Origin of the sequence: Rahnella sp. PD4 (assembly GCF_049199325.1) — a bacterium.
GTDB classification, from domain to species: Bacteria; Pseudomonadota; Gammaproteobacteria; order Enterobacterales; family Enterobacteriaceae; genus Rahnella; species Rahnella perminowiae.
The window spans coordinates 350226-374201 of record NZ_JBLZQF010000003.1 but is presented as its reverse complement, the minus strand read 5'-3'; the positions used below and the strand labels follow the sequence as shown (position 1 = coordinate 374201).

The following is a 23976-nucleotide window of genomic DNA, read 5'->3' as shown; positions in this document are numbered from 1 at the left end:
CATGGGTGGTTTAACGCGCAAACTGCTTCAAGGCTTTGCCTAATGGGGACATGCAGGACGCATTGCGACAATGGCGAGCTCCGCTCCTCATCTGCCCGTCACCCCAGTGCTATGCAGTGATATCTAACCCGTCGTATGTAAGGTAAAGAACATAATGGCTAAACACCTCTTCACGTCCGAATCCGTTTCGGAAGGACATCCAGATAAAATTGCTGACCAGATTTCCGATGCCGTGCTGGACGCAATTTTAGAGCAAGACCCAAAAGCACGTGTTGCATGTGAAACTTATGTCAAAACCGGCATGGTCCTGGTTGGCGGTGAAATCACCACCAGCGCATGGGTCGACGTTGAAGAAATCACACGTCAGACTGTTCGCGAAATTGGCTATATCCATTCTGACATGGGTTTCGATGCCAATTCCTGTGCAGTGCTGAGCGCTATCGGTAAGCAATCTCCGGATATCAATCAGGGCGTTGACCGTACTGATCCGCTGGAACAAGGCGCGGGTGACCAGGGGCTGATGTTTGGTTATGCGACCAACGAAACCAGCGTACTGATGCCAGCACCTATTACTTACGCACACCGTCTGGTGCAGCGTCAGGCTGAAGTGCGTAAATCAGGCACGTTACCGTGGCTGCGCCCTGATGCCAAAAGCCAGGTCACTTTCCAGTATGACGAAGGCAAAATCGTCGGCATCGATGCGGTCGTACTGTCTACCCAGCATTCAGAAGACATCTCGCTGAAAGATTTGCAGGAAGCGGTGATGGAAGAAATCATCAAACCTGTGTTACCAGCAGAATGGCTGAACGCCGGTACCAAATATCATATTAACCCGACCGGCCGTTTCGTTATCGGCGGCCCGATGGGTGACTGCGGTCTGACCGGTCGTAAAATTATCGTGGATACTTACGGCGGCATGGCCCGTCACGGTGGTGGTGCGTTCTCCGGTAAAGATCCGTCGAAAGTTGACCGTTCAGCGGCTTACGCAGCACGTTATGTGGCAAAAAACATCGTGGCTGCTGGTCTGGCTGACCGTTGTGAAATTCAGGTGTCCTACGCGATTGGCGTGGCGGAACCGACTTCCATCATGGTGGAAACCTTCGGCACCGGTAAAGTTTCCAATGAGCAACTGACCCTGCTGGTACGCGAGTTCTTCGACCTGCGCCCATACGGTCTGATCCAGATGATGGATCTGTTACACCCAATCTACAAAGAAACCGCAGCCTACGGTCACTTTGGTCGTGAACATTTCCCTTGGGAAAAAACCGACAAGGCCGCTCAGTTGCGCGAAGCCGCTGGTTTATAAGAAACCCGGGCGTCATAAAATCTCTTCAACCCCGCCGCAAGCGGGGTTTTTTATTGATTTTTAAATAAAAACAAACCGCGTAGGTTTATATTAATTTAACTTAATCCATCATGTAGATAAGCGAATAATTCAAATAAAACACCCATTTTTATTTAACAAGTCAGGGTGAATAAGCAGGAAGGAAAATAAAAACCCTGTGTAATCAAAAAAATAAAAACCGCATGAGATGTTATTATTTTGTAAACATTATTTTTAGTTAAACAGATAACACAAATAGCTAATTTCTATGCCATTGACCTGAACATTCATTGAATCTATTATTCACCCCATCGAAACAGTCAAAACAAATAATTACTCAAAGGGAATCAACGAAATACTTTTCCGGATAACGTTTAATTAAATATTGAGAAAATGACCATGCCCTTAACGAAATTAAAATCCCTGATAATGATTTTAGCGGCCGCCCCATTATTTTTTTCCGCATTATCATTTGCAGGAATAAGCGTTTACCCTATTTCTGTCCCGATGGAAAAAAACGGCGCTGCACAAATTAGCGTAACAACAAACTCCGACACCACGGAATATGTGAAAACGACCGTAAAAAAAATTAATAACCCTGGCACATCACAGGAAAATGAAATTATCCTAAATCAGTCATCGGGCCAGGGTATTATTGTCACACCAGCGAAATTTGGACTGGCGCCTGGCACCACCCGAATTATACGTCTGATTAATATTCAGCAACCCCAAACAGAAGAAGCGTACCGTGTTTATTTTGAAGGCATTCCGGCACCGAATAATAGCAATGACAAAAATGAACCCAAAGGCGCGGCTAAACTCGGTATCAGCATGATTTGGGGCGTACTGGTTACCGTGCCACCCGCTGCCCCGCGACTGGATTTCACACTAAACCCCGTCAGCCGCGAGGTCAGTAATACCGGCAATATTCATCTGAAGATTAACAGCATCGGTTTATGTCCTCAGCAACTCACTGATGACGGATGTCAATGGAGTAAACCGGTAAAGAACAGTATTTATCCTAATCAGCACGCCACATTAGACCCTGCCTTATTTAAAGGGAATAATTACCGCGTAGTGAAAGTGAAATATTTCAACTGGACAGATAAGAAAACCGGCGTAAAAGAATTCAGTGCAAAGTAAATATTATTATTTTTCACTGAGAAATTAGTAACACCCTTGTTATAAAAATGCATATTGACATGCACCCTCTACATTAAGGAATTAAACAATGAAATCCGTTATCAAGCCACTGATAGCAACCATGATCATGGGTATGGCAATTAACGCTTATGCTGTTCAGAAAGATATTACTGTAACTGCAAATGTTGATGCTACTTTAGATATGACGACTGACACCGGCGAAGTATTACCTTCTACGATGGAAATGGGGTATATGCCTGGCGTGGGTCTGGAACCTGTTACCCAGATGACTAAAATCTTCTCTAACGATGCAGAGAAAGACGTAAATATCAACCTGGCAGGTACTCCGCAATTAATGGATACCGTAGGAACCAACGCAAATATCCCACTGACCGTGAAATATGGCGACCTGACCCTGACTCAGGCTCAGCAGACCATGGCTGCAACTACCCTGTTCCCGAACGGCGATACCACTAACGGTTCCATCATTCAGCCTCTGAAAGTCAGCCAGACAACTCAGGCACCGGTTGCTTCCGGTAACTACAGCGGCGTTGTCAGCGTTGTGCTGACTCAGGCAACCGTAACGCCATAAGTGATCACGCGTCTGAATCACTCCACATCGGCCTGTTAATCAGGCCGATTCTTTTCCACTCATCAGATTTTTGAATAAAGGAAAAATAATGAACTCAAATCTGAAAGTGTCTCTCTGCTTTCTGGCCATTCATTTTGCTTTATTCAGCAATCTTGCTTTTGCAGACTCCGGCGTTCCGCCGGGGTTCGAAGAACTGGTCTCGGGCCAGAACATCTGGCTGAACGTCAATCTGCTCGGTCAGTCGGCCGGATTATTTGAAGCCAACGTCACGCTGGAAACCGTACAGTTTAAAGATCCGCAGGCAGTCCTGACCGCACTGAACCTGCCACTAAAACCCGGCACGCCGGATTATCAAAAAATACTGGCAACCTTATCTGCACCGCTTGCACGACATGGCAACCTGGCCTGCGACAGCAATGCGGATGCCGAAGGATGCGGTTATCTGGAAACTGATTCGGTGGCCCTCATTTATGATGAAAATAACAGCGCAGCCGACCTTTTTGTCAGCAAAACACTGGTGCCTGATGCTGATAAAAAAGCCCTTTATTATACCCCGACAGCGCAGACTGAAAATGCGTTAATTCATCAGCAAACACTGAACGTGGCGGCACAGGATGAATACCAGAGTCTGTCTTTACAGGGCTCCGGCGCACTGGGCGTGCTGACCAACGGTTACGTGGGTTTTGACTGGTCACTCGACTCTTACAAAAGTGACGACAGTGACAGCCAGACAGTGTCAGTGGATGATTTCTATTTCCGTCAGAGTTTGGGCAAACGCCATTACGTGCAGGCCGGACGTATGGATTCGCGTGATCTCTCCGGCAATCTCGGCGGCAATATTACCTTCGCGCTGTTACCGCTTAATGCGATTGACGGCATCCGCGCCGGGAGTTCCCTGAGCTACCTGAACCTTGAAGAGGCCAGCAAAGGTTCGCCGCTGGTGCTGCTGCTTTCCAGTAAATCCCGCGTCGATGCCTATCGTGGTAATCAGTTGCTGGGCACTTTCTACCTTAATAATGGTTCGAATACGCTGGATACCGGTAGCTTCCCCAACGGAAGCTACGCGGTCACCCTGAGAATTTATGAAAATAATCAGCTGGTACGTACCGAGACGCAGCCTTTTACGAAAACGGGCGGGATCGGCGACGGGCATCTGCAATGGTTTTTACAGGCAGGCGAAACGGCAGATAATCACGTTGTCCGCGCCAGCGGTGATGATGAAAACGACAGCACACCGCGTAAACCCGTAATGCAAGCCGGAGCCCGCCTGCCAGTATTTGCCGAAGTCACAGCCACGGCGGGTATCGCCAATACAGATAATGAAAACTACGGCGAAGCGGGACTGCAATGGACCCACGGCTTTAACGGAAAAGTGATCGACGGTGTGCTGGATATGCAGGCCAACGTTTTCAGCGGCACCGACGGTTCCGATGGTAACGTAGAGCAAATCAGCTATAACGACGGCTTTTCCATGAGCGTTTACCGCAATGCGGCTTACGGTAAAAGTTGCACCAGTGCGCAAGTCAGTCAGTACGATTATGCTGATATTGGATGTTACGAATCCATCAGCGGCACCCTTTCCGTGCCGGTCAAAGGCTGGTCGGCCTCGCTGGGATACACGTACAATAAAAATACCAGCCTCTCGCCGGACTCGTCGTCATACGATCCTTCAAAGCCTTTTGAAGACAACATGATTAACAACACCGAATCGCAAAGTACATCCAAAACCCTGCAACTGAGTCTGAACAAAAGTTTCACCTGGAAACAGATGACCGTCACCACGCGGTTTGGCGGATATCGTCGTCAGAGCAGCAGCGGCAGCGATAACGACAAAGGTATTTACATCGGCTTTTCACTGTCACGGAACACGCCGAAAGATGCACAGTTGCGCAGCAGCAATACTTCCTTCAGTACCGATTATCAGGGCAGCCAGAATGGCGATGCGCAGATGACGTACAACGCCAGCCAGAACTGGGACTGGGGCAGCAATAATGAACGCGAACTCGGTATTGATGTGGGGGGTACGAACACCGACAACGCTAACGCTTCGGTTCACGGCCGTCTCAACGGGCAATACGGCGATGGCGAACTGACCGTATCCGACAGCTATGACAATCAGCAAAAAACCCATCAGGGAGCGGTAACCGGCAGCTACAACTCTTCCGTTGCGGTATCTAAATCCGGTTTCTTCTGGGGACCGGGCGGAACAGGCTCTCCGGGTGCCGCAGTGGCCGTGCAGGTCAAAAGCAGCAACGAAGAAAGTCCGGATGCCGCCGGTGACGCCCTGATTGACGTATCTGTTCAGGGGGGCGGGGCAGCCAAAATGAAACAAAACAGCAAAGCATTATTCCCGGTAACCGGTTTTGAAGAAGGCAAGGTATCGATCGATGAAAGCCGTGACGTCAGCAACGGCAGTCAGGCCAGCATTACCCGGGGCGCAGGCAGCCAGAAGTTATTCCTGCTGCCGGGTAAAATGAAAGTGCGCGAAGTCACGATGGAATCCCATTACACCTACGTCGGCCAACTGGTTACCGTCACCGGCAAGCCGCTCAGTAATGTTCATATGCTCAATGCCGATGCGTTCAACAGTTCAGACGACGGCGGTTTTACCGCAGAAATGACCTCGCTGGCGAAGAATCTGTATCTGCGCAGTGGCAATCTGAATTACCAATGTGCGATCACCGTGCAATCCAGCCGGGATGTGGTGCGCTATGTGGGAAAAACACTGTGTAAAACGATTCAGGCTGCTGATTTACCAAAGAGCCTACGGGAAACAAAATGAAGAAATATTCACCGACTCTTGCGACCATATTTTGTATTCTGAGTTTGTTTGTCAGCGCTCAGGCTTATGCTCAGCCACCCGATACGGTGCCACATGATGTGCAGCAAAATTTCATTATGAATTTTGACAGGGCAACCCTGCCTTCATCAGGAAAACAAACATTTTTTGACGATGATGTCGCCGCCTATACCCAGCAGCCTTCTGAACTGGGAAAAACCTACAACGAGATGGGGTTTACCTGCCTGGATGAGAGCAACAGCCAAAAGGGGGCATGCGCGGTAAAAATAGGCAATTACGCGCAGGGAAGTAAAACGGATATTAAATTACGTTTTACTGAACAACGCTCCGGTATGCAGGTCGACCTGCTGGTTACCGGCCAACGTGTGCAGATGAACCCGACCAATGCCTGCGGTTCACCGACATTTCACGGGGATAATAATCTGAACTCAAGGGGTTGGAGTACATCTTTTTGTTCAGGAGGTGAATGGCGTTCCGGTGCAGCATTAAATTTATGGCTGGATTATACCCAGTTAAGTCAGTTGCCGGTAGGTGGGAAATGGCAGGCCAATCTGGTGATGCATTTTGGTACTGACGTACAAATTGCCTCAACCTACAATATTAATTTCACCGTCGACCTGACTGACAATAATAACCAGCAAATTTATTTGCCCGAATTTGGCCAGGCTGCACCACACGTAGATCTTAACATGCGCCCGCTGCCGGGTACGCAGGGCAACCAGGCACAAATGAATGGCGCTGCTAATATTGATATGTGTCTGTACGATGGTTATGGCTCAAACAGCACCAGTTTTACCCTGAAATTTGATGATCAACAGCAGGGGACAATTCAGCGTAATAACGGCTATTTTTCTATTTACTCGGATCACGGCGACGTTAATCAGGATTCGGGTCGCATTGATTATTACGTGAAAATGCAAGCCCCCGACGGTAAATATGTCAGCATCATACGTGGCGAGGATCTGGTCATCCCTAATATTCAGACAGCCCGCGTCCGGCCGGTGCACCTTCCGGGGATCCCGCAGGCGGTATTATGCATACCTGCGCCACTGGAATTAAGTACCAAGACTCTGGATATCAACAGCAAACAAGCCGGGCATTATACCGGACACCTGATTGTGAATTTTACCTCGCAGCTTTAGGTAAAGGGGGATCCCGCAACGCCGGAATAAAAGCAGGCCATTACTGAGAAGATGACGTGCCCGTCAGAAAATACCTGGGAATAAAATGAAACTCACCACTTGTCTGACATCATTACTGCTCCTGCTCAGTACTTCGTTACTGACAATGCCAGGCGCGTATGCGGAGCGGGTAGAACCTACAGGGCGTGATACCCCCGTTATCGCAACATTTGATAAATCATCGCCACCTGCACAACTTGATATCTGGAAGGATGAAAGTGGCGGTTATGATTCCGATAACGATCCGTTATGGGGAAGAAATACCTGGATTTGCTTATCGTCTTCAAATCCTGTCAACGGTGAATGTAGCACCTCCGTCACCGGCGTTGTAAATGGCAATACGACCATCCCTGTTATTTTTACCGAAAAAAGAAGCCATTTAACGCAAATCATAAATCTCACGGGTTATCACGATATTTATACGACAACCGGCAATGCATGCGGTGTTAGCCCAAAACAGCCGTGGGGAGGTCCATACCAGGTTTACGCGGGGATGCAAGCAAACTGTAATGATGGGGAGGCTAATGATGAATCAAAACTGAGTGTGTATGTAACCAGCCAGGAACTCAGCAAACTTCCTTCGGGTGGTATCTGGGAAGCCAATTTAAAAATGAGTCTGATGCAGTGGAGTCCGCGGATTAAACTTGCCGACTGGAACGCCCGTATCACCCTCAACGTCACTGACAATAATAACCAGCAGATCTATTTACCCGAATTTGGCCAGGCTGCGCCGCTGGTGAATTTAAATATGCGCCCGCTTCCAGGCAACGGCATTAACAAAATATCTGTTATCGGTAGCGCGAGTATTGATGTCTGTCTGTACGATGGTTACAACGCCAACAGCAGCGCGTTTATGTTAACGATAAACGATAATTATACCGGTCAGGGAAACCGAACAATGATGGATTTTTCTTTGGTCCGTGAGGGAGGCAATGCGAGTAATGACAGAGATCGTATTGATTATGTAGTTGATATTCTCAACCCTGATACCAACACGATACAGACCGTAGCGCGTGGAACACAGATGACGTTCACCAAAATACAGCAGGCTCACATACGTCAGGTACATTTGCCGGGTCTCCCCCAACCCGTGATCTGCGTGCCGGCTCCTCTCACATTGAGTACCCAAATGTTCGAGATTAATAGTAAAAATGCCGGCGGATATCGGGGAACGCTTGAGCTTAATTTCACACCGTCGCTTTATTAACCTCACAGAAGGCCTATTCGCATGCTGCAAAATCCCGGGCTCACCTCTGGCCTCAAAATACTCTCACTGGCGACCCTGGCGGTTCCGGTCTTATGTTCTGCCAATATCACCGTTTCACCGATGAAAGTCATACTTAACGATCAGCATGCCGCCGCTCTGGTGATCAGTTCTAAAAGTGAAACAACTCAGTACATTCAGGGAAAAATCAACGAGGTGCATAACCCCGGTACATCTGAAGAAAATGAAACGCCTGCGCCGCAGGGAACATCCAACAGTCTGGTGGTCTCGCCACTAAAATTTGGCTTACCCGCCGGTAACAACCAGCCGGTAAGGATCGTAGTTCTCGGCGACAGCAATGAAGAAAAAATCTACCGCGTACATTTTCAGTCTCTGACACCGGAAGAATTTAAAAACACAGGCAGTAACAAAAACTTCACCAGCGACCTGAGTCTGACCATCGTATGGGGCGTGGTGGTCATGGTGCCACCCGCCAAACAGACTGCAAAACTGGGATGGGATGCGTCCGCTCAGGAAATAACCAACACCGGCAATATCCACCTTCTGGTAAATCGCATCGGGTTGTGTGCCAGCGACAAACCTGAGGCGCAATGTCAGTGGAAAGTTCTGAAAAAAAACGTCTATCCGGGTAAACCTTTCCCGCCCGGGCTTTCTTTTCCCGGTTCAGTTTCTTCCGAAAATGTGAGGATTGAGTATTTCAACGATTACACTCAACGGCAGGAAACGGAAAATTACCCTCTCAGATAATAGCGATAATGAAAACGGTTACAGGCAATAATTCATTATTAATTAACAAGTTATTTTCATATGTAAAAGTTTGATACACAGTATTGATTGATATAAATCAATTTGTAAGCTATTAATCTTAGGTGCCTTCCCTTCCTGTTACGCTATCCGTTTGAAACCCTTAAAAAACAAGTCACCCGACCACCCCTATTAGTGTAAACGATTACAACACTGTGACGGGGCTCACGTTAAGCCGTGTGCAGGGTTAATAACATAACAGCCTAAGCATTATTACAAACTCAACACGATTGCATTATTTTGGAGACCGGATGAATAACTCAACATCGACGAAAGGAAAGCGCTCAAACAAAAGCGTCACTTTCTTTGTCTGTTTTCTCGCTGCCCTTGCCGGACTGCTGTTCGGCTTAGATATCGGCGTCATCGCTGGTGCCCTGCCCTTCATCAGCCATGATTTTCAGATAACCAACCACCAGCAAGAATGGGTGGTCAGCTCAATGATGTTTGGTGCCGCCGTCGGTGCTGTCGGCAGCGGCTGGCTGAACTTCCGTCTGGGCCGTAAATTCAGTCTGATGATCGGCGCGATCCTGTTCGTGGTCGGCTCCCTCTGTTCAGCCTTTGCACCTAACGCAGAAATCCTGATTGTCGCCCGCGTTCTGCTGGGTCTGGCGGTGGGGATTGCCTCTTATACCGCGCCGATTTATCTCTCGGAAATTGCACCGGAGAAAATCCGCGGCAGTATGATTTCGATGTACCAGCTGATGATCACCATCGGTATTCTGGCGGCGTATCTGTCTGATACTGCGTTCAGCTATACCGGGGCATGGCGCTGGATGCTGGGCATCATCACCATTCCGGCATTGCTGTTACTGGTCGGTGTCTTCTTCCTGCCGGACAGCCCGCGCTGGCTGGCTGCCCGTGGCGATGATGGAAAAGCGCGCCGCGTACTGGAGAAACTGCGTGATTCCAGCGAACAGGCGAAACGCGAGCTGGATGAAATCCGTGAAAGCCTGAAAGTAAAACAAAGCGGCTGGGGGTTATTCACCAATAACAAGAACTTCCGTCGTGCGGTCTACCTCGGCATTCTGTTGCAGGTGATGCAGCAGTTCACCGGTATGAACGTCATCATGTATTACGCACCGAAAATCTTCGGTATCGCCGGCTTCGCCAGCACCTCTCAGCAGATGTGGGGCACGGTTATCGTAGGTCTGGTCAACGTTCTGGCGACCTTTATTGCCATTGGTCTGGTTGACCGCTGGGGTCGTAAACCGACGCTGAAACTGGGCTTCCTGGTGATGGCGGTAGGGATGGGCGTGCTCGGTACCATGCTGCATATTGGTGTGGAATCCGATGCGGCGAAATACTTCTCCATCGCTATGCTGCTGATGTTTATCGTCGGTTTTGCGATGAGTGCCGGCCCGCTGATCTGGGTACTGTGTTCTGAAATTCAGCCGCTGAAAGGCCGCGATTTTGGTATCACCGTCTCCACCGCAACGAACTGGATCGCCAACATGATTGTCGGCGCGACCTTCCTGACCATGCTCGACAGCCTCGGCAATGCCAACACCTTCTGGGTGTATGCAGCGCTGAATGTCGTGTTCATCTTCATTACCATTGCGCTGATCCCTGAGACCAAAAACGTCTCGCTGGAACATATCGAACGCAATCTGATGAAAGGTGAAGCACTGCGCGACATCGGTAAGTAAGCGTTTCCTTCCTCCCCTGCAAAGGGGAGGAATTCCATATTGCATCTCTTCCCCGCCAGATTTATCCTTCGCCTGATGAAAACCACACGTCTCCCCATTGCCCTGCAACAAGCCGTTATGCGCTGCCTGCGGGAAAAGCTCCTGATGGCAAATCAGTTTTTTGGCACCGATTATACGGAGCCGGAGATAAGCTATCAGCAACGCGGTACCAGCGCGGGAAGCGCGTATCTGCAACACTGGCAAATCCGGCTTAATCCGGTGCTGCTGATGGAAAATCAGCAACCCTTTATCGACGAAGTTGTTCCGCATGAACTGGCCCATTTACTGGTCTACCGCCGCTTTGGCCGCGCGCCTGCGCCGCATGGTAAAGAGTGGCGCTGGATGATGGAACATGTGCTGGGTGTGTCAGCGAGCAGAACACACAAGTTCGAAGTCGCGTCCGTACAAAGTAAAACCTATCCGTATATATGCGCCTGTCGTGATCACCGGCTTACCGTGCGGCGCCACAATAAAGTAATGCGAAAAGAGTCGGAGTATCGCTGCCGTCATTGCGGTGAACTGTTACGTTTTAACGCTAACGGCAGTACTAATTGCTGATTTATCAACCACTCATTAGCAGCAAAGTCCCATTGTCACGACGCCTTTCATCCGTTACCCTTCCGGCCTTTTAGTTTCGGGGCTTTCAGAAATATGTTTCGTAAAAAGTTCTTATCTTTTCTGTTTATCGGTGCGCTGGCACCGCTGAGCGCGTTCAGCCAGTCCGGCAATGCCATTAATAATTTCAGTCAGGCCAAGGCCGCCGCTGTTAAAATCAATCAGGGCGCGCCAACATTTTATTGCGGCTGCACTATCCACTGGCAAGGGAAAAAAGGCACACCGGATCTGCAATCCTGCGGCTACGCAGTACGTAAAAGTGAACAACGCGCCAACCGGATCGAATGGGAACATGTGGTTCCCGCCTGGCAATTCGGCCACCAGATGCAATGCTGGCAGGATGGCGGGCGCAAAAATTGCGCAAAAAGTGCCAGCTATCGCCAGATAGAAACCGACCTGCATAATCTTGAACCGGCCATTGGCGAAGTGAACGGCGACCGCAACAATTTTATGTACAGTCAGTGGAACGGGGGTGAAGGTCAGTATGGCCGCTGCGAAATGAAAATCGACTTTAAAGCCAAAGCCGCTGAGCCGCCAGCCCGCGCCCGGGGCGCTATTGCACGCATTTATTTCTACATGCGTGACCAGTATAAATTGAATTTATCCCGCCAGCAGACGCAGTTGTTTACCGCATGGGATCGCCAGTATCCGGTGACCGCCTGGGAATGCGAACGCGACAACCGTATTGCCAATGTGCAAGGCAATCATAACCCTTACGTTCAGCAGGCTTGCGCGCAAAGAAAAAGCTAACCTACTATAGAGCACAATAGTCAGCGACAGGGCTGGCAACAGTTGCCAAAATAGCCCACATCAACATTTTAAGGACAGCAGCCATACATGCGCATACCCCGCATTTATCATCCGGAAATCCTGACCGCACGTAGCGAAATTGCGCTCAGTGAAGATGCCGCTAACCACGTCGGACGCGTTCTGCGTATGCAGCCCGGTCAGGCGATTCAGCTTTTTGATGGCAGCAACCAGGTCTTCGAAGCCAGCATCACTCAGGTTGATAAGAAGAGCGTGCGCGTCAGTCTGAACGAAGGCGTGCTGGCAGATAATGAATCCCCGCTTAATCTGCATCTTGGCCAGGTGATATCGCGTGGCGAGAAGATGGAATTCACCATCCAGAAATCTATCGAGCTGGGCGTCAATACTATTACCCCGCTGTTTTCAGAACGTTGTGGTGTAAAACTTGACGGTGAACGTCTGGAGAAAAAATTGCAGCAGTGGCAGAAAATTGCCATCGCGGCCTGCGAACAATGCGGCCGTAACCGTATCCCGGAAATTCGCCCGGCGATGCAGCTTGAAGCCTGGTGTGGCGAACAGGAGGATAGCCTGAAGCTGAACCTGCATCCGCGCGCCAGCCACAGTATTAATACCCTGCAGCTGCCGGTGAGCCATGTTCGCCTGCTGATTGGCCCGGAAGGCGGTTTATCCGCTGACGAAATTGCAATGACCTCCGGCTACGGATTTACTGATATCCTGCTGGGACCCCGTGTTCTGCGTACAGAAACCACAGCACTCACCGCGATAACGGCCTTACAGGTTCGTTTCGGCGATCTGGGTTAAGAGGAAACCAAATGATTAAGCTTGGCATCGTGATGGATCCGATCTCTTCCATCAACATTAAAAAAGACACCAGTTTCGCTATGTTGCTGGAAGCGCAGAGTCGTGGTTATGAACTGCATTACATGGAAATGAATTCCCTGTATCTGCGCAGCGGCGAAGGCCGTGCGACCACTAAAAAACTCAGCGTGAAGCAGGATTACGACGGCTGGTATGAGTTTGGGACAGAGCAGGATATCGCCCTGCAGGAACTTGACGTCATCCTGATGCGTAAAGATCCCCCTTTCGATACCGAATTTATTTATGCCACGTATATCCTCGAACGTGCCGAAGAAAAAGGCACGCTGATCGTCAACAAACCACAAAGTCTGCGCGACTGTAACGAGAAGCTGTTCACCGCATGGTTCCCGGAACTGACGCCGGATACGCTGGTGACCCGCAATGCAGCGCAGCTGAAAGCCTTCCATAAAGAACACACCGACGTGATCCTCAAGCCGCTCGACGGCATGGGCGGCGCTTCGATTTTCCGTCTGAAACCGGAGGATGCGAACGTCTCAGTGGTGATTGAAACCCTGACCGAACATGGCAGCCGTTTCTGCATGGCACAAAACTATCTGCCTGCAATCAAAGACGGTGATAAGCGTGTTCTGGTGGTCGACGGCGAACCGGTACCTTACTGCCTGGCGCGTATTCCCGCACAAGGCGAAACCCGCGGTAATCTGGCGGCTGGCGGCCGTGGTGAAGCACGCCCGCTGAGCGAAAGTGACTGGGCAATAGCCCGCACCGTAGCCCCTGTACTCAAACAAAAGGGCCTGATTTTTGTTGGTCTGGATATTATCGGCGATCGCCTGACGGAAATTAACGTCACCAGTCCGACCTGCGCACGTGAAATCGAAGCCGCCTTCCCGATTTCCATCACAGGCATGCTGATGGACGCCATCGAGAAACGTCTGGCTGAAAAGTAAGCGCAGATTAACATCGGTAAACGGGTTGTTCAGCATTGCTGGATAACCCGCTTTTTTTGGCAAGCCTGACGTAATAAACTGGCCTGCCTGCACTGATATCTATTCTGAGGTTAAACATCCTGCATAACATGAATCTACAACACCACTTTCTTATTGCGATGCCTGGCCTGGATGAACCCCAGTTCAAACGTTCGGTCGTGTACATCTGCGAGCACAATGAAGACGGCGCCATGGGCCTGGTGATTAACAAACTGGTCGACGATTTTACGGTTGAAAACGTGCTCGACAAACTGGACATCACACCCGAACCCCGTGATCTGAGCATTCGTCTTGATCGCCCGGTTTTTTCCGGTGGCCCGCTGGCAGACGATCGCGGTTTCATTTTGCATACGCCGCGCGAAGGTTTTGGCTCCAGCATCCGTATCTCTGACAGCACCATGATCACCACCTCCAAAGATGTACTGGAAACACTGGGCACCCCCGCTCAGCCGAAAGATGTGCTGGTGGCGCTGGGCTATGCCGCCTGGGAACAGGGCCAGCTGGAAAAAGAATTGCTGGAGAATTCGTGGCTGACCATTGAAGCAAACAGCGACATTCTGTTCCGTACACCGATTGCTGACCGCTGGCGAGAAGCGGCGAAAATGATCGGCGTTGACGTCGGGCAACTGGCCACCCACGCGGGGCATGCATAATGGCAAACCGCACGGTTTTTGCTTTCGACTTTGGTACTAAAAGTATTGGTCTGGCTATTGGCCAGGAAGTGACCAGCACCGCCCGCCCGCTGACCTCATTTAAAGCGCAGGACGGCACACCAGACTGGCAGAAAATCGAAAAGTTGCTGAAAGAATGGTTGCCGGATCTGGTGGTTGTGGGTTTACCGCTAAATATGGACGGCACAGAACAACCCCTGACGGCCCGTGCACGTAAATTTGCCAACCGTCTGCATGGCCGTTTTGGCGTCCAGGTTGAACTGCATGACGAACGTCTGAGCACCGTCGAAGCCCGTGCTGATTTGTTCGATCGCGGCGGTTTTCGTGCTCTGGATAAAGGCAGCGTGGATGCTGCTTCCGCCGTCATTATTCTGGAAAGCTGGTTCGAGAAACAATGGAATCACTCCTGATTTTCCGCCAGTAATCCTGCACATTGCCGCTGCTGACGGCTTTGTGCAAACGTCTGCATTCCGGCCTGTACACCGGTTTGCAGGATATCCGCCAGCTGATGGTTTTTTCCTTCGCGAATTAAATTGCACACAGCAGGCGTGGACGTCAGTACTTCAAACAGCGCTACCCTTCCCGTTTTTTTACCGTCTTTTTCTGCCGACACCGCCAGTTTTTGCGCAATCACGGCCCGCAGGCTGCCCGCCAGTTGCGCACGGACAAACGCTTTTTCTTCAGCCGGAAATACATCAACCAGCCGGTCAATCGCCTGCGTGGCGTTGCGCGCATGCAGTGTTGCGAGAACCAGATGTCCGGTTTCCGCCGCCGTCAGCGCCAGCCGGATACCCTCGGTGTCGCGCAACTCACCAAGCAGCAAAACATCCGGGTCTTCACGCAGCGCACCGCGTACGGCTTCGCCAAATGAACGCGTATGCAGCCCGAGTTCACGCTGCTGAATCAGGCATTGCCTGCCCGTGTGAATAAGCTCGATCGGATCTTCAAGAGTAATAATATGGCGCTTCACATGGCGGTTGAGATGATCAATCAGCGCGGCAAGGGTGGTAGATTTCCCGCTGCCTGTCGCGCCGGTGACCAAAATCAGGCCGTCTTCCTGCATAATGACGCGTTGCAAGATATCTGGCGCCAGCAAAGCGGCCAGTTCAGGACAACGGGCAGGCACCGGTCTGAGTGCCGCAGAAAGCCCGTGCAGTTGCTGAAAGATATTGATCCGTACCCGTATGCCATCGCCCAGTGAAAGCGCTTTATCCACCTGCCCGGCCTGCTGTAAAGCATACTGCTCCGTCGCATCCAGCCACTCACGGGTCAGCCCCAGCATCTGCGAGGCATCGACCACCGGCAGATCTTCACAGCGGCATAATTCTCCGTCAATGCGTAACACTGGCGGATAGCCAGTACAAAGGTGCAGATCTGAGGCATTTTGCTTTACACTACGTCCCACTAATCCATCAATATCCATGTTGAAATCCTCCTGAGTCCCTATGAGCCTTAGTCAGCAAAACGCTATTGAGCAGAACTTACAGAATGTCCGTGAGAAAATCGCCACAGCTGCACACCTTTGCGGCAGACCTTCAGAAGAAATTACCCTGCTTGCAGTGAGCAAAACAAAACCTGCGAGCGCTGTCGAAGAAGCTATTGCCGCCGGACAACTCGCGTTTGGCGAAAACTACGTGCAGGAAGGCGTTGATAAGATTGCCCACTTTGCCGGACATCAGCCCGCGCTGACCTGGCACTTTATCGGGCCGCTGCAATCGAATAAGAGCCGCCTGGTGGCGGAGAATTTCGACTGGTGCCATACCATTGATCGCCTGAAAATCGCCCAGCGACTGAACGAACAGCGTCCGGCCGGGTTACCGCCTTTGCAGGTGCTGATTCAGGTAAACATCAGTGATGAAGCCAGCAAATCCGGCATCGCAATCGGTGATATTGCAGAGCTGGCCCGCCAGATTATGACGATGCCTCATCTGTCATTGCGCGGTCTGATGGCCATCCCGGCAGTGGAAACGGATTATGCGCGACAGCTTGAAGTGTTCGGCAAAATGCGTGAGGCACTGAAAGATTTGCAACGTATTTGTCCGCTGGCCGATACGCTGTCGATGGGGATGACCGATGATATGCCTGCAGCGATTGCGGCTGGCAGCACGATGGTTCGCATCGGGACCGCCATTTTCGGTGCCCGTGATTACGGCGTAAAACAGTCATCGTTATCTTTGGATTGACTGCTTTACTCTTGATAGGCTCAATTCAGCCCCCATTAAAAGCAAGGAGCATGAATGCAACATCGCAAAATCAGTTTTATCGGCGCCGGTAATATGGCGGGCGCAATTATTTCCGGCCTGGTCGAAAGCGGCTATCCGGCACATCTCATCAGCGTTTGTGCCCCGTCCACCACGCATCGCGATGCGCTGGCTGAAAAATATGGCGTACAAAGCAGCAGCGATAACAGCGGCTGTGCAAAAGAGGCAGATGTAGTGGTTTTGTCCGTAAAACCACAGATGATGGCCGATGTGTGTAAAGCACTGCAAAAAGACGTGGATTTTAGCGACAAGCTGGTACTGTCGATTGCCGCAGGCGTCAGCGTGGCGCGTTTTTGCGAGTTGCTGGGAGAAAATCTGAATATTGTGCGCATTATGCCCAACACGCCCTCCCTCGTCGGGAAAGGCATGAGTGGCCTGTACGCGCCTGTTCAGGTATCTCAGGCAGACCGTGATTACAGTGGCGAACTGATGACCGCCGTCGGCAAAATTTGCTGGGTCGATACCGAAGAAGGTATTAACCATGTGATTGCCGCCGCAGGCAGCGCACCGGCGTATTTCTTCCTGTTTATGGAAGCCATGCAGGCCGAAGCGCAGCGTCTGGGTTTCAGCGCTGAAACCGCACGGATGCTGGTTGAGCAAGCTGCCAGCGGTGCCAGCGCCTTAGTAGCCACCAGCCCGGACACGCCATTGTCACAACTTCGTGAGAATGTGACATCCAAAGGCGGTACGACGTTTGAGGCGCTGAAGGTTTTCACCGACCGTAAATTACCGGAGATTGTTTCCGAAGCCATGCAGGCCGCCATTGCCCGTGCGCAGGAAATGGAAAAACTGTTCTGACAAGAACGAATAATAAAATATGACTGTCTAAAATCATTCGCGTTGCGGCAACGCAGAAGCAACCCGAAAGACGAAGGGCATAGGAGAATTATGTTAACGCTGACTTTTCTGGTCAAAACACTGATTGATCTCTACGTGATGGTTCTGCTGCTGCGCATCTGGATGCAATGGGCACGTACAGATTTTTATAACCCGTTCTCACAGTTCGTGGTGAAGATTACTCAGCCCGTTATCGGACCTTTGCGCCGGATTATTCCGCCGCTGGGCCCGATTGACAGTGCAAGCCTGTTGCTGGCTTTTATCCTTTGCACGATCAAATTTCCGCTGCTGTTGCTTATCCAAAGTGGTGCCATCTTCTTTGGTCTGAGCAGCTTGCTGATTGGCCTGATAGGGCTGGTCAAAGCCGCGGGTTATCTGGTGTTCTGGCTGGTGATTATCCGCTCTCTGATGAGCTGGGTGAGCCAGGGACGCGGGCCGATGGATTACCTGCTGATGCAACTGACCGAACCGCTGATGGCACCCATCCGCCGCATCCTTCCGGCCATGGGGGGAATTGATTTCTCGGCGATGGTCGTGATTCTGATCCTGTATATGCTGAATTATCTCGGTATGGATTTGCTGGGTGCACTGTGGTTCCAGCTTTAAGTCCGGCGTTCTGGCAATCCGATGCGCTGGTTTTGCGGCTGGTTATCCAGCCCAAAGCCAGCCGCGACAGCCTGGTGGGTTTGCATGGCGATGAACTGAAAGTCGCCATCACTGCCCCGCCGGTGGACGGCCAGGCCAATACGCATCTGGTGAAATTTCTTTCAAAACAGTTTAAAGTCGCCAAAAGTCAGATAAGCATCGAAAAAGGCGAGCTGGGCCGCCATAAACAAGTCCGCATTACGAATCCGCAAAATATCCCGACCGAGGTCGCGGTACTGCTCGCTGAATAACTTCAAGTCAGATTCATTTCAGGACATTATTTTTATGAAGAAAGTCGTTTTAGCTACCGGCAATGCCGGTAAAGTGCGTGAACTCGCGCATCTTCTGGCTGATTTCGGCCTGGACGTGGTGGCGCAAACCGAACTGGGCGTCGAATCCGCTGAAGAAACCGGCCTGACGTTTATCGAGAACGCCATCCTGAAAGCCCGCCATGCAGCGGCTGTCACCGGCTTGCCGGCCATTGCCGATGACTCCGGCCTGGCGGTGGATTTTCTCGGGGGTGCGCCGGGGATTTACTCCGCCCGCTACGCAGGCGCTGACGCCAGCGATCAGCAGAACCTCGATAAATTGCTGGTGGCACTGAAAGATGTGCCCCAGGGCCAGCGCAACGCGCAATTCCACTGCGTTCTGGTGTATATGCGCCACGCAGAAGACCCGACGCCGCTGGTGTGCCACGGCAGCTGGGCGGGCGAAATTACCTTTGCTGAAGCAGGCGAAGGCGGCTTTGGTTATGACCCGATTTTCTACGTACCGGAACTGGGGAAAACCGCTGCAGAACTGACCCGCGAAGAAAAAAGTGCAGTTTCCCACCGGGGTCAGGCACTGAAACTGCTGCTTGCCGCGATGAAAGAGGCTGTACAGAAGAATGCGTAAGTTGCCGCCGCTGAGTCTCTACATTCATATTCCGTGGTGCGTGCAAAAATGCCCTTACTGCGATTTCAACTCGCACGCGTTAAAGGGTGAAGTGCCGCATGACGATTATGTCGCGCATCTGCTGGCCGATTTGGATGCCGACCTGCATCTGGTCGGCGGGCGCAGTGTGGGGACGATTTTTATCGGCGGCGGAACCCCCAGCCTGCTGAGCAGCGAAGCCATGCAGACCCTGCTCGACGGCGTCCGGGCGCGTTTGCCGCTTGATGCCAATGCTGAAATCACCATGGAAGCTAACCCCGGCACCGTCGAAGCCGACCGCTTCAGCGGCTATCAGCGCGCCGGTGTGAACCGTATTTCCATTGGCGTACAAAGTTTCGATGCGCAGAAACTGGAGCGTCTGGGGCGCATTCATGGGCCTGATGAGGCAAAGCGTGCGGCACATCTGGCGACCAGCCTGAATCTGCGCAGCTTTAATCTCGATCTGATGCACGGCTTGCCGGATCAGACGCTGGAAGAAGCGCTGGACGATTTGCGCCAGGCTATCGCGCTTAATCCGCCGCATTTGTCGTGGTATCAGCTGACTATCGAGCCGAATACGATGTACGCCTCGCGTCCGCCTAAACTGCCGGATGACGACGCGCTGTGGGATATTTTCGAACAAGGCGATCAGTTACTGACTGCTGCCGGTTACCAGCAATATGAAACCTCGGCCTACGCTAAACCAGGTTATCAGTGCCAGCACAACCTCAACTACTGGCGCTTCGGCGATTATCTCGGCATCGGTTGTGGTGCGCATGGCAAGCTGACACAGCCCGACGGGCAAATCCTGCGAACCGTGAAAACCAAACACCCTCGTGGCTATATGCAAGGACGCTACATGGACAAACAGCATCCGGTCGAAACTGAAGATTTGCCATTTGAATTCTTCATGAACCGTTTTCGTTTGCTGGAAGCGGCACCCCGCGAAGAGTTTGGTTTGTATACCGGGCTGGATGAATCGGTGATTCGTGCGCAGCTTGATGACGCGATCGCCAAAGAATATCTGCTGGAAACCGACACGCACTGGCAGATCACCGGCAAAGGGAAACTGTTCCTGAACTCACTGCTGGAGCTATTTCTGACTGAGTAATATAAGTAATTTACGTTGATAATTAACACAAGGATGTTATATGCGTTTCAAAAAGGTTATGCAATTAGCCACTGCAACCCATTGTTCTGATTATTCTTTATTTCATCAAATCAATTATCTGGATTTAAGCAATGCCAGACACCAGGTTCCTTTCTTGCGGCAGGGATATTGGCAAAAAAATATCATGCCGCCCAGTAAAAAAACCATCCAGCATGGCCCGGGTGGAGCCTGCCTGGGATTAGTACTGACGTATGCCCAGAAAAGAGGGAATTATCATGCATGGAAAAACTATGTTCTGGGTGCCGAAGGCGCAAGCGTAGTCAGGGGAATGACTAATATCGCATTGTTATTTTCGGAAATGAAAACCTATAACGATTTTCATCTCAGAGAAATGTGCCGGCCTCTGGGTTTAGATCTTTTTGACGTCTTAAAAAAGAAAAACCCGAGATCAGAAACCACTGAGGCAGGAACTTCCAGTCTCACTGATGTCGCGGCGCGTGAAATCGTTTATTCATGCGTGCCGGGTAGAGTTGAGTATTTAAGTATAAGAATGAGTAACGCAGGCCACGCGATGGGGTTATTCATTTCCAGGGACCGATATAAAGTATTTGATCCCAATTTAGGCGAATTTATCTTCAAAAAGGAAAGTGATTTAATCACCTTCCTTCAGGGGTTATTCACGACTTTTTATCCTGATATTAAACGCTGGTCGCTTTACCATATGGTGAATACCACACACTAATTTCGTCTTTATCGCCTCTTTAGGTGTTTTAAAGAGGCGATAAAATGACTGTTATCTGAGCGCCGCCAGCAGGGCTTTGTGCTGAGTATCCAGATTCGTCACACGCTTACAGACGTCATCGCCAAAGGTTTTGAACTCTTTTTCCTGCTTGTTCCACTCTTCCTGAATGGCTTGCTGCAGGCCGCCAAGATTCCCCATCATTGCCTGCAGCGGATTTCCGCCGCTGGTCGCCTGTTTGAGGCCCATCTCGTTGATGCTGTCCTGCATCACACCGCCCATGGTTTGCTCCATCAGCTTCTGACCATTCTGCTTAACCTGATCCACAGCTTTATGGTGGAAGGTCAGGCCGTCAGTACGATGCTCGATGATGAGGTTCATTTGCTCTTTCAGTTTTTTATCGAGTGTCACCAGTCGGTTACGCACGTTGCTGTCGGTGCCCAGTTTCTCGACGATCACCCGGTCAACCGCCACGCGGCCTTTTTCAAGATGCGCCGTTGCTCCCTGATCAATCCACGGCAGGTCACGGCGTAAACCGGCCTGATAGTCGATTGCTTCCTGACGCTGTCTGGCGCTCAGGGTCATGTCTTTACCGTTGAGGGTCACGTTACCATTGGGGGTGATCAGCAAATCACCGCTGTTACCGACCACCTGAACGGTCTGCGGCTTGATGATCACGTCATCTTTAGGCTGTACGGCACATTGATAATCAGCCTGCGCGCTCCACGCGCTCAGCGCCAGCAATGCAGCAAGTCCGGCTTTTACCACTCCACTTTTTACTAACATGTACTCTCCCTTAAGACAGCAAACTCAAAAAATTGAACGGCCAATACGTTGCGCCAGTAATTCTAAGGCAGCAATACCTGCCAAAGAGTTCCCTGCCGCATCAAGTTCCGGCGACCAAACCGCGATACACATTTCCCCCGGCACGACGGCAATGATGCCACCGCCGACGCCGGATTTACCCGGCATTCCGACGCGATAAGCGAATTCACCCGCACCGTCGTACATTCCGCTGGTCACCATCATTGCATTAATCTGCCGCGCCTGGCGGGCATCGATGAGCGGTGTCTCGCTGCCGAGCGGATGGCCTTTATTGGCCAGATACACAAAGGTGCGCGCCAGTTCTTCACAACTCATCCGCAGTGCGCAGTAATGAAAATAGGTATGCAAAACGGTGATGACATCGTTGTCGAAATTACCAAAAGACTTCATCAGATAAGCAATAGCGGCGTTGCGGTCGGAATGCTCAAACTCGGAACGCGCAACGTGCCGATCGTAGTTGAGATCTGCCGATCCGGCCAGCTGACGTACCACTTCCAGCATTCTTTGCTTGGGTGCGGACAGACGGGTTTGCAGCATGTCGCAAACCACCAGCGCGCCCGGGTTAATAAACGGGTTACGCGGTTTTCCCTGCTCAAGCTCAAGCTGTACCAGGGAATTAAAGGGCTGCCCCGAGGGCTCTTTACCGACGCGCTGCCAGATTTCGCTTTCCTGATAGCGGGTCAGCGCCAGCGTCAGGCTGAGGACTTTAGAAATCGACTGGATCGAGAAACGCATCCCGGCATCACCGGCACGAAAGATTTCTCCTTTCGTGGTACACACGGCGATGCCTAAATGATCGGGGCTGACTTCCGCCAGCGCAGGAATATAACCGGCGACTTTACCGCGACCTATCAGCGGCCTGACCTGCGCAAGAATATCTTCCAGCAAATTGTTATCAAGTTCAGTACCCAATGCCCAGCCTCCAGATGTAACAAAGGTGCCTGTCAGAGGCACCTTTACATTCAGCGATCCTGCAGATCTGCGGGAATTAATCCCACCAGATATCAAACAACTCGCTGACTTCCACGTCTTCCATTTTATGGTCTTCTAACCATTTTTTGACCTGCGCGCGCTGTTCATCAGTGCAGTGACCGATGTCCTGACGGCAAACCAGACCTTCCCATTGCAGGTAACCACTGCCGTCAAAGGCCAGTTTGTTTGGCTCAATCACACCGTCAATGAATTTATCCAGGGATTCATCAATGGTTTCTACCGCGGTACCTTCCGGGAAACGCCATTTTACAGAGAAGCCCAGTTCCTGGAACTCGGCAATGTGTAACTTCTTACGTAAACGACGACTGCGATTCTTAGCCATTATTGCTTCCTCTCAAACATCAGATCCCATACGCCGTGGCCTAAACGCTGGCCACGCATTTCGAACTTGGTCACCGGGCGGGATTCCGGGCGCGGAACATAATTGTTTTCCTGCGACAGGTTCGCCCAGCTTTCTAAACCGGTCATGACTTCAAGCATGTGCTCTGCATACGGCTCCCAGTCGGTTGCCATATGGAACACGCCGCCTACTTTCAGTTTCCTGCGCAGCTTCTCAACGAACTCCGGCTGCACGATACGGCGCTTATTATGGCGCGCTTTGTGCCACGGGTCAGGAAAGAATAGCTGCACCATATCCAGCGAGCCATCCGGAATCATTTTTTCTAACACTTCGACTGCATCGTGGCACATCACGCGCAGGTTACTGACACCCTCTTCATGCGCGGTCGCAAGACAGGCACCGACGCCAGGCGAGTGAACTTCAATGCCGATGAAATTTTGGTCCGGGTTCTGTTTAGCCATGGTGACCAGCGACGTGCCCATTCCGAAACCGATTTCCAGCACAACCGGTGCACTGCGACCAAACAAGGCATCAATTGCCAGAGGTTCTGTCTGAAATTCCACGCCCATTACCGGCCAGAAGTTGTCCAGAGCGAATTGCTGGCCTTTCGTCAGGCGGCCCTGGCGGCGGACAAAACTACGAATACGGCGCATCGCGCGACCATTCTCGTCGAACTCCGGTGAAATGACGTCGTTTTTCATGG

Annotated in this window: 26 protein-coding genes; 21 read left to right on the top strand and 5 right to left on the bottom strand. The window is 51.1% G+C overall.

Features of this window, described 5'->3' with window-relative positions; all coding sequences use genetic code 11:
• Nucleotides 1-154 precede the first annotated feature (154 nt).
• The 14 genes from metK to ruvX all read left to right on the top strand — a co-directional run bounded on the left by metK (nt 155) and on the right by ruvX (nt 15020).
• A complete protein-coding gene (gene metK, locus ACOZIO_RS10590; RefSeq protein WP_129953026.1) occupies nt 155-1306 on the top strand; it encodes a methionine adenosyltransferase in 1152 nt (383 codons plus the stop codon).
• A 411-nt stretch (nt 1307-1717) separates the two neighbouring features.
• Nucleotides 1718-2467 (top strand): fimbria/pilus periplasmic chaperone, encoded by a 750-nt coding sequence (locus tag ACOZIO_RS10585; protein ID WP_421595255.1) that lies wholly within the window; start codon nt 1718-1720, stop codon nt 2465-2467.
• An 88-nt stretch (nt 2468-2555) separates the two neighbouring features.
• Entirely contained in the window at nt 2556-3059 is a 504-nt protein-coding gene (locus tag ACOZIO_RS10580) for a CS1 type fimbrial major subunit (protein WP_421595254.1), read from the top strand.
• Nucleotides 3060-3147: 88 nt separating this feature from the next.
• On the top strand, nt 3148-5841 hold the full coding sequence (locus ACOZIO_RS10575; RefSeq protein WP_421595253.1) for a TcfC E-set like domain-containing protein: 2694 nt from the start codon (nt 3148-3150) through the stop codon (nt 5839-5841).
• A complete protein-coding gene (locus ACOZIO_RS10570) occupies nt 5838-7001 on the top strand; it encodes a CfaE/CblD family pilus tip adhesin (protein WP_421595252.1) in 1164 nt (387 codons plus the stop codon). The genes ACOZIO_RS10575 and ACOZIO_RS10570 overlap by 4 nt, the downstream gene beginning before the upstream one ends.
• 85 nt (nt 7002-7086) lie before the next feature.
• The gene (locus ACOZIO_RS10565) at nt 7087-8247 is read left to right on the top strand and encodes a CfaE/CblD family pilus tip adhesin (protein WP_129953031.1); all 1161 of its coding nucleotides are present in this window, start codon (nt 7087-7089) and stop codon (nt 8245-8247) included.
• 21 nt (nt 8248-8268) lie between these two features.
• Nucleotides 8269-9012, top strand: coding sequence for a fimbria/pilus periplasmic chaperone (locus tag ACOZIO_RS10560; protein ID WP_129953032.1), 744 nt, complete (start codon nt 8269-8271; stop codon nt 9010-9012).
• 308 nt (nt 9013-9320) lie between these two features.
• Nucleotides 9321-10715 (top strand): sugar porter family MFS transporter, encoded by a 1395-nt coding sequence (locus ACOZIO_RS10555; protein WP_015698489.1) that lies wholly within the window; start codon nt 9321-9323, stop codon nt 10713-10715.
• Nucleotides 10716-10790: 75 nt separating this feature from the next.
• Complete coding sequence (locus ACOZIO_RS10550; RefSeq protein WP_129953320.1) at nt 10791-11312, top strand: SprT family zinc-dependent metalloprotease; 522 nt, start codon at nt 10791-10793, stop codon at nt 11310-11312.
• A 93-nt stretch (nt 11313-11405) separates the two neighbouring features.
• Complete coding sequence (gene endA / locus ACOZIO_RS10545) at nt 11406-12119, top strand: deoxyribonuclease I (protein WP_129953033.1); 714 nt, start codon at nt 11406-11408, stop codon at nt 12117-12119.
• Between the two features lie 87 nt (nt 12120-12206).
• On the top strand, nt 12207-12938 hold the full coding sequence (gene rsmE, locus ACOZIO_RS10540) for a 16S rRNA (uracil(1498)-N(3))-methyltransferase (RefSeq protein ID WP_421595251.1): 732 nt from the start codon (nt 12207-12209) through the stop codon (nt 12936-12938).
• Nucleotides 12939-12949: 11 nt separating this feature from the next.
• Complete coding sequence (gshB, locus tag ACOZIO_RS10535; protein WP_129953035.1) at nt 12950-13900, top strand: glutathione synthase; 951 nt, start codon at nt 12950-12952, stop codon at nt 13898-13900.
• A gap of 128 nt (nt 13901-14028) precedes the next feature.
• Nucleotides 14029-14592: a YqgE/AlgH family protein gene (locus tag ACOZIO_RS10530; protein WP_129953036.1), complete on the top strand. Its 564-nt coding sequence runs from the start codon at nt 14029-14031 to the stop codon at nt 14590-14592.
• Nucleotides 14592-15020, top strand: coding sequence for a Holliday junction resolvase RuvX (ruvX, locus tag ACOZIO_RS10525; RefSeq protein WP_421595250.1), 429 nt, complete (start codon nt 14592-14594; stop codon nt 15018-15020). The genes ACOZIO_RS10530 and ruvX overlap by 1 nt, the downstream gene beginning before the upstream one ends.
• Here the strand turns inward: ruvX and ACOZIO_RS10520 are convergent.
• Nucleotides 15011-16033 carry a type IV pilus twitching motility protein PilT gene (locus ACOZIO_RS10520; protein WP_129953038.1) on the bottom strand — a complete coding sequence of 341 codons (1023 nt, stop codon included), beginning with the start codon at nt 16031-16033 and terminating at the stop codon, nt 15011-15013. The genes ruvX and ACOZIO_RS10520 overlap by 10 nt on opposite strands.
• Nucleotides 16034-16055: 22 nt before the next feature.
• Between ACOZIO_RS10520 and ACOZIO_RS10515 the strand changes: the two genes are divergently transcribed.
• The 7 genes from ACOZIO_RS10515 to ACOZIO_RS10485 all read left to right on the top strand — a co-directional run bounded on the left by ACOZIO_RS10515 (nt 16056) and on the right by ACOZIO_RS10485 (nt 21118).
• The gene (locus tag ACOZIO_RS10515; RefSeq protein ID WP_129953039.1) at nt 16056-16793 is read left to right on the top strand and encodes a YggS family pyridoxal phosphate-dependent enzyme; all 738 of its coding nucleotides are present in this window, start codon (nt 16056-16058) and stop codon (nt 16791-16793) included.
• A 54-nt stretch (nt 16794-16847) separates the two neighbouring features.
• The gene (proC, locus tag ACOZIO_RS10510) at nt 16848-17669 is read left to right on the top strand and encodes a pyrroline-5-carboxylate reductase (protein ID WP_129953040.1); all 822 of its coding nucleotides are present in this window, start codon (nt 16848-16850) and stop codon (nt 17667-17669) included.
• 90 nt (nt 17670-17759) lie between these two features.
• On the top strand, nt 17760-18314 hold the full coding sequence (locus ACOZIO_RS10505) for a YggT family protein (protein WP_112150889.1): 555 nt from the start codon (nt 17760-17762) through the stop codon (nt 18312-18314).
• Nucleotides 18299-18604, top strand: coding sequence for a DUF167 family protein YggU (gene yggU, locus ACOZIO_RS10500; RefSeq protein WP_129953041.1), 306 nt, complete (start codon nt 18299-18301; stop codon nt 18602-18604). Before ACOZIO_RS10505 ends, yggU begins: the two co-directional genes overlap by 16 nt.
• A gap of 34 nt (nt 18605-18638) precedes the next feature.
• Nucleotides 18639-19247 (top strand): XTP/dITP diphosphatase, encoded by a 609-nt coding sequence (locus ACOZIO_RS10495; RefSeq protein ID WP_129991401.1) that lies wholly within the window; start codon nt 18639-18641, stop codon nt 19245-19247.
• Complete coding sequence (hemW, locus tag ACOZIO_RS10490) at nt 19240-20376, top strand: radical SAM family heme chaperone HemW (RefSeq protein WP_129953043.1); 1137 nt, start codon at nt 19240-19242, stop codon at nt 20374-20376. The genes ACOZIO_RS10495 and hemW overlap by 8 nt, the downstream gene beginning before the upstream one ends.
• A gap of 40 nt (nt 20377-20416) precedes the next feature.
• The gene (locus tag ACOZIO_RS10485; protein ID WP_129991399.1) at nt 20417-21118 is read left to right on the top strand and encodes a YopT-type cysteine protease domain-containing protein; all 702 of its coding nucleotides are present in this window, start codon (nt 20417-20419) and stop codon (nt 21116-21118) included.
• A 51-nt stretch (nt 21119-21169) separates the two neighbouring features.
• Here the strand turns inward: ACOZIO_RS10485 and ACOZIO_RS10480 are convergent, their stop codons facing one another.
• The 4 genes from ACOZIO_RS10480 to trmB form a co-directional block, all read right to left on the bottom strand.
• Nucleotides 21170-21901, bottom strand: a complete 732-nt coding sequence (locus ACOZIO_RS10480) for a DUF2884 domain-containing protein (protein ID WP_217139427.1) — start codon at nt 21899-21901, stop codon at nt 21170-21172.
• A 24-nt stretch (nt 21902-21925) separates the two neighbouring features.
• Nucleotides 21926-22852, bottom strand: coding sequence for a glutaminase B (gene glsB, locus ACOZIO_RS10475; RefSeq protein WP_129953045.1), 927 nt, complete (start codon nt 22850-22852; stop codon nt 21926-21928).
• Nucleotides 22853-22928: 76 nt separating this feature from the next.
• Nucleotides 22929-23255, bottom strand: coding sequence for a YggL family protein (locus ACOZIO_RS10470; RefSeq protein ID WP_129953046.1), 327 nt, complete (start codon nt 23253-23255; stop codon nt 22929-22931).
• Nucleotides 23255-23974, bottom strand: coding sequence for a tRNA (guanosine(46)-N7)-methyltransferase TrmB (trmB, locus tag ACOZIO_RS10465; RefSeq protein ID WP_129953047.1), 720 nt, complete (start codon nt 23972-23974; stop codon nt 23255-23257). Before trmB ends, ACOZIO_RS10470 begins: the two co-directional genes overlap by 1 nt.
• Between the last annotated feature and the right edge of the window lie 2 nt (nt 23975-23976).

Bases quoted from the DNA above. Each gene is read 5' to 3' on its own strand.
- metK (WP_129953026.1), top strand. From the start codon at position 155: ATGGCTAAACACCTCTTCACGTCCGAATCCGTTTCGGAAGGACATCCA.
- ACOZIO_RS10585 (WP_421595255.1), top strand. From the start codon at position 1,718: ATGACCATGCCCTTAACGAAATTAAAATCCCTGATAATGATTTTAGCG.
- ACOZIO_RS10580 (WP_421595254.1), top strand. From the start codon at position 2,556: ATGAAATCCGTTATCAAGCCACTGATAGCAACCATGATCATGGGTATG.
- ACOZIO_RS10575 (WP_421595253.1), top strand. From the start codon at position 3,148: ATGAACTCAAATCTGAAAGTGTCTCTCTGCTTTCTGGCCATTCATTTT.
- ACOZIO_RS10570 (WP_421595252.1), top strand. From the start codon at position 5,838: ATGAAGAAATATTCACCGACTCTTGCGACCATATTTTGTATTCTGAGT.
- ACOZIO_RS10565 (WP_129953031.1), top strand. From the start codon at position 7,087: ATGAAACTCACCACTTGTCTGACATCATTACTGCTCCTGCTCAGTACT.
- ACOZIO_RS10560 (WP_129953032.1), top strand. From the start codon at position 8,269: ATGCTGCAAAATCCCGGGCTCACCTCTGGCCTCAAAATACTCTCACTG.
- ACOZIO_RS10555 (WP_015698489.1), top strand. From the start codon at position 9,321: ATGAATAACTCAACATCGACGAAAGGAAAGCGCTCAAACAAAAGCGTC.
- ACOZIO_RS10550 (WP_129953320.1), top strand. From the start codon at position 10,791: ATGAAAACCACACGTCTCCCCATTGCCCTGCAACAAGCCGTTATGCGC.
- endA (WP_129953033.1), top strand. From the start codon at position 11,406: ATGTTTCGTAAAAAGTTCTTATCTTTTCTGTTTATCGGTGCGCTGGCA.
- rsmE (WP_421595251.1), top strand. From the start codon at position 12,207: ATGCGCATACCCCGCATTTATCATCCGGAAATCCTGACCGCACGTAGC.
- gshB (WP_129953035.1), top strand. From the start codon at position 12,950: ATGATTAAGCTTGGCATCGTGATGGATCCGATCTCTTCCATCAACATT.
- ACOZIO_RS10530 (WP_129953036.1), top strand. From the start codon at position 14,029: ATGAATCTACAACACCACTTTCTTATTGCGATGCCTGGCCTGGATGAA.
- ruvX (WP_421595250.1), top strand. From the start codon at position 14,592: ATGGCAAACCGCACGGTTTTTGCTTTCGACTTTGGTACTAAAAGTATT.
- ACOZIO_RS10520 (WP_129953038.1), bottom strand. From the start codon at position 16,033: ATGGATATTGATGGATTAGTGGGACGTAGTGTAAAGCAAAATGCCTCA.
- ACOZIO_RS10515 (WP_129953039.1), top strand. From the start codon at position 16,056: ATGAGCCTTAGTCAGCAAAACGCTATTGAGCAGAACTTACAGAATGTC.
- proC (WP_129953040.1), top strand. From the start codon at position 16,848: ATGCAACATCGCAAAATCAGTTTTATCGGCGCCGGTAATATGGCGGGC.
- ACOZIO_RS10505 (WP_112150889.1), top strand. From the start codon at position 17,760: ATGTTAACGCTGACTTTTCTGGTCAAAACACTGATTGATCTCTACGTG.
- ACOZIO_RS10495 (WP_129991401.1), top strand. From the start codon at position 18,639: ATGAAGAAAGTCGTTTTAGCTACCGGCAATGCCGGTAAAGTGCGTGAA.
- hemW (WP_129953043.1), top strand. From the start codon at position 19,240: ATGCGTAAGTTGCCGCCGCTGAGTCTCTACATTCATATTCCGTGGTGC.
- ACOZIO_RS10485 (WP_129991399.1), top strand. From the start codon at position 20,417: ATGCGTTTCAAAAAGGTTATGCAATTAGCCACTGCAACCCATTGTTCT.
- ACOZIO_RS10480 (WP_217139427.1), bottom strand. From the start codon at position 21,901: ATGTTAGTAAAAAGTGGAGTGGTAAAAGCCGGACTTGCTGCATTGCTG.
- ACOZIO_RS10470 (WP_129953046.1), bottom strand. From the start codon at position 23,255: ATGGCTAAGAATCGCAGTCGTCGTTTACGTAAGAAGTTACACATTGCC.
- trmB (WP_129953047.1), bottom strand. From the start codon at position 23,974: ATGAAAAACGACGTCATTTCACCGGAGTTCGACGAGAATGGTCGCGCG.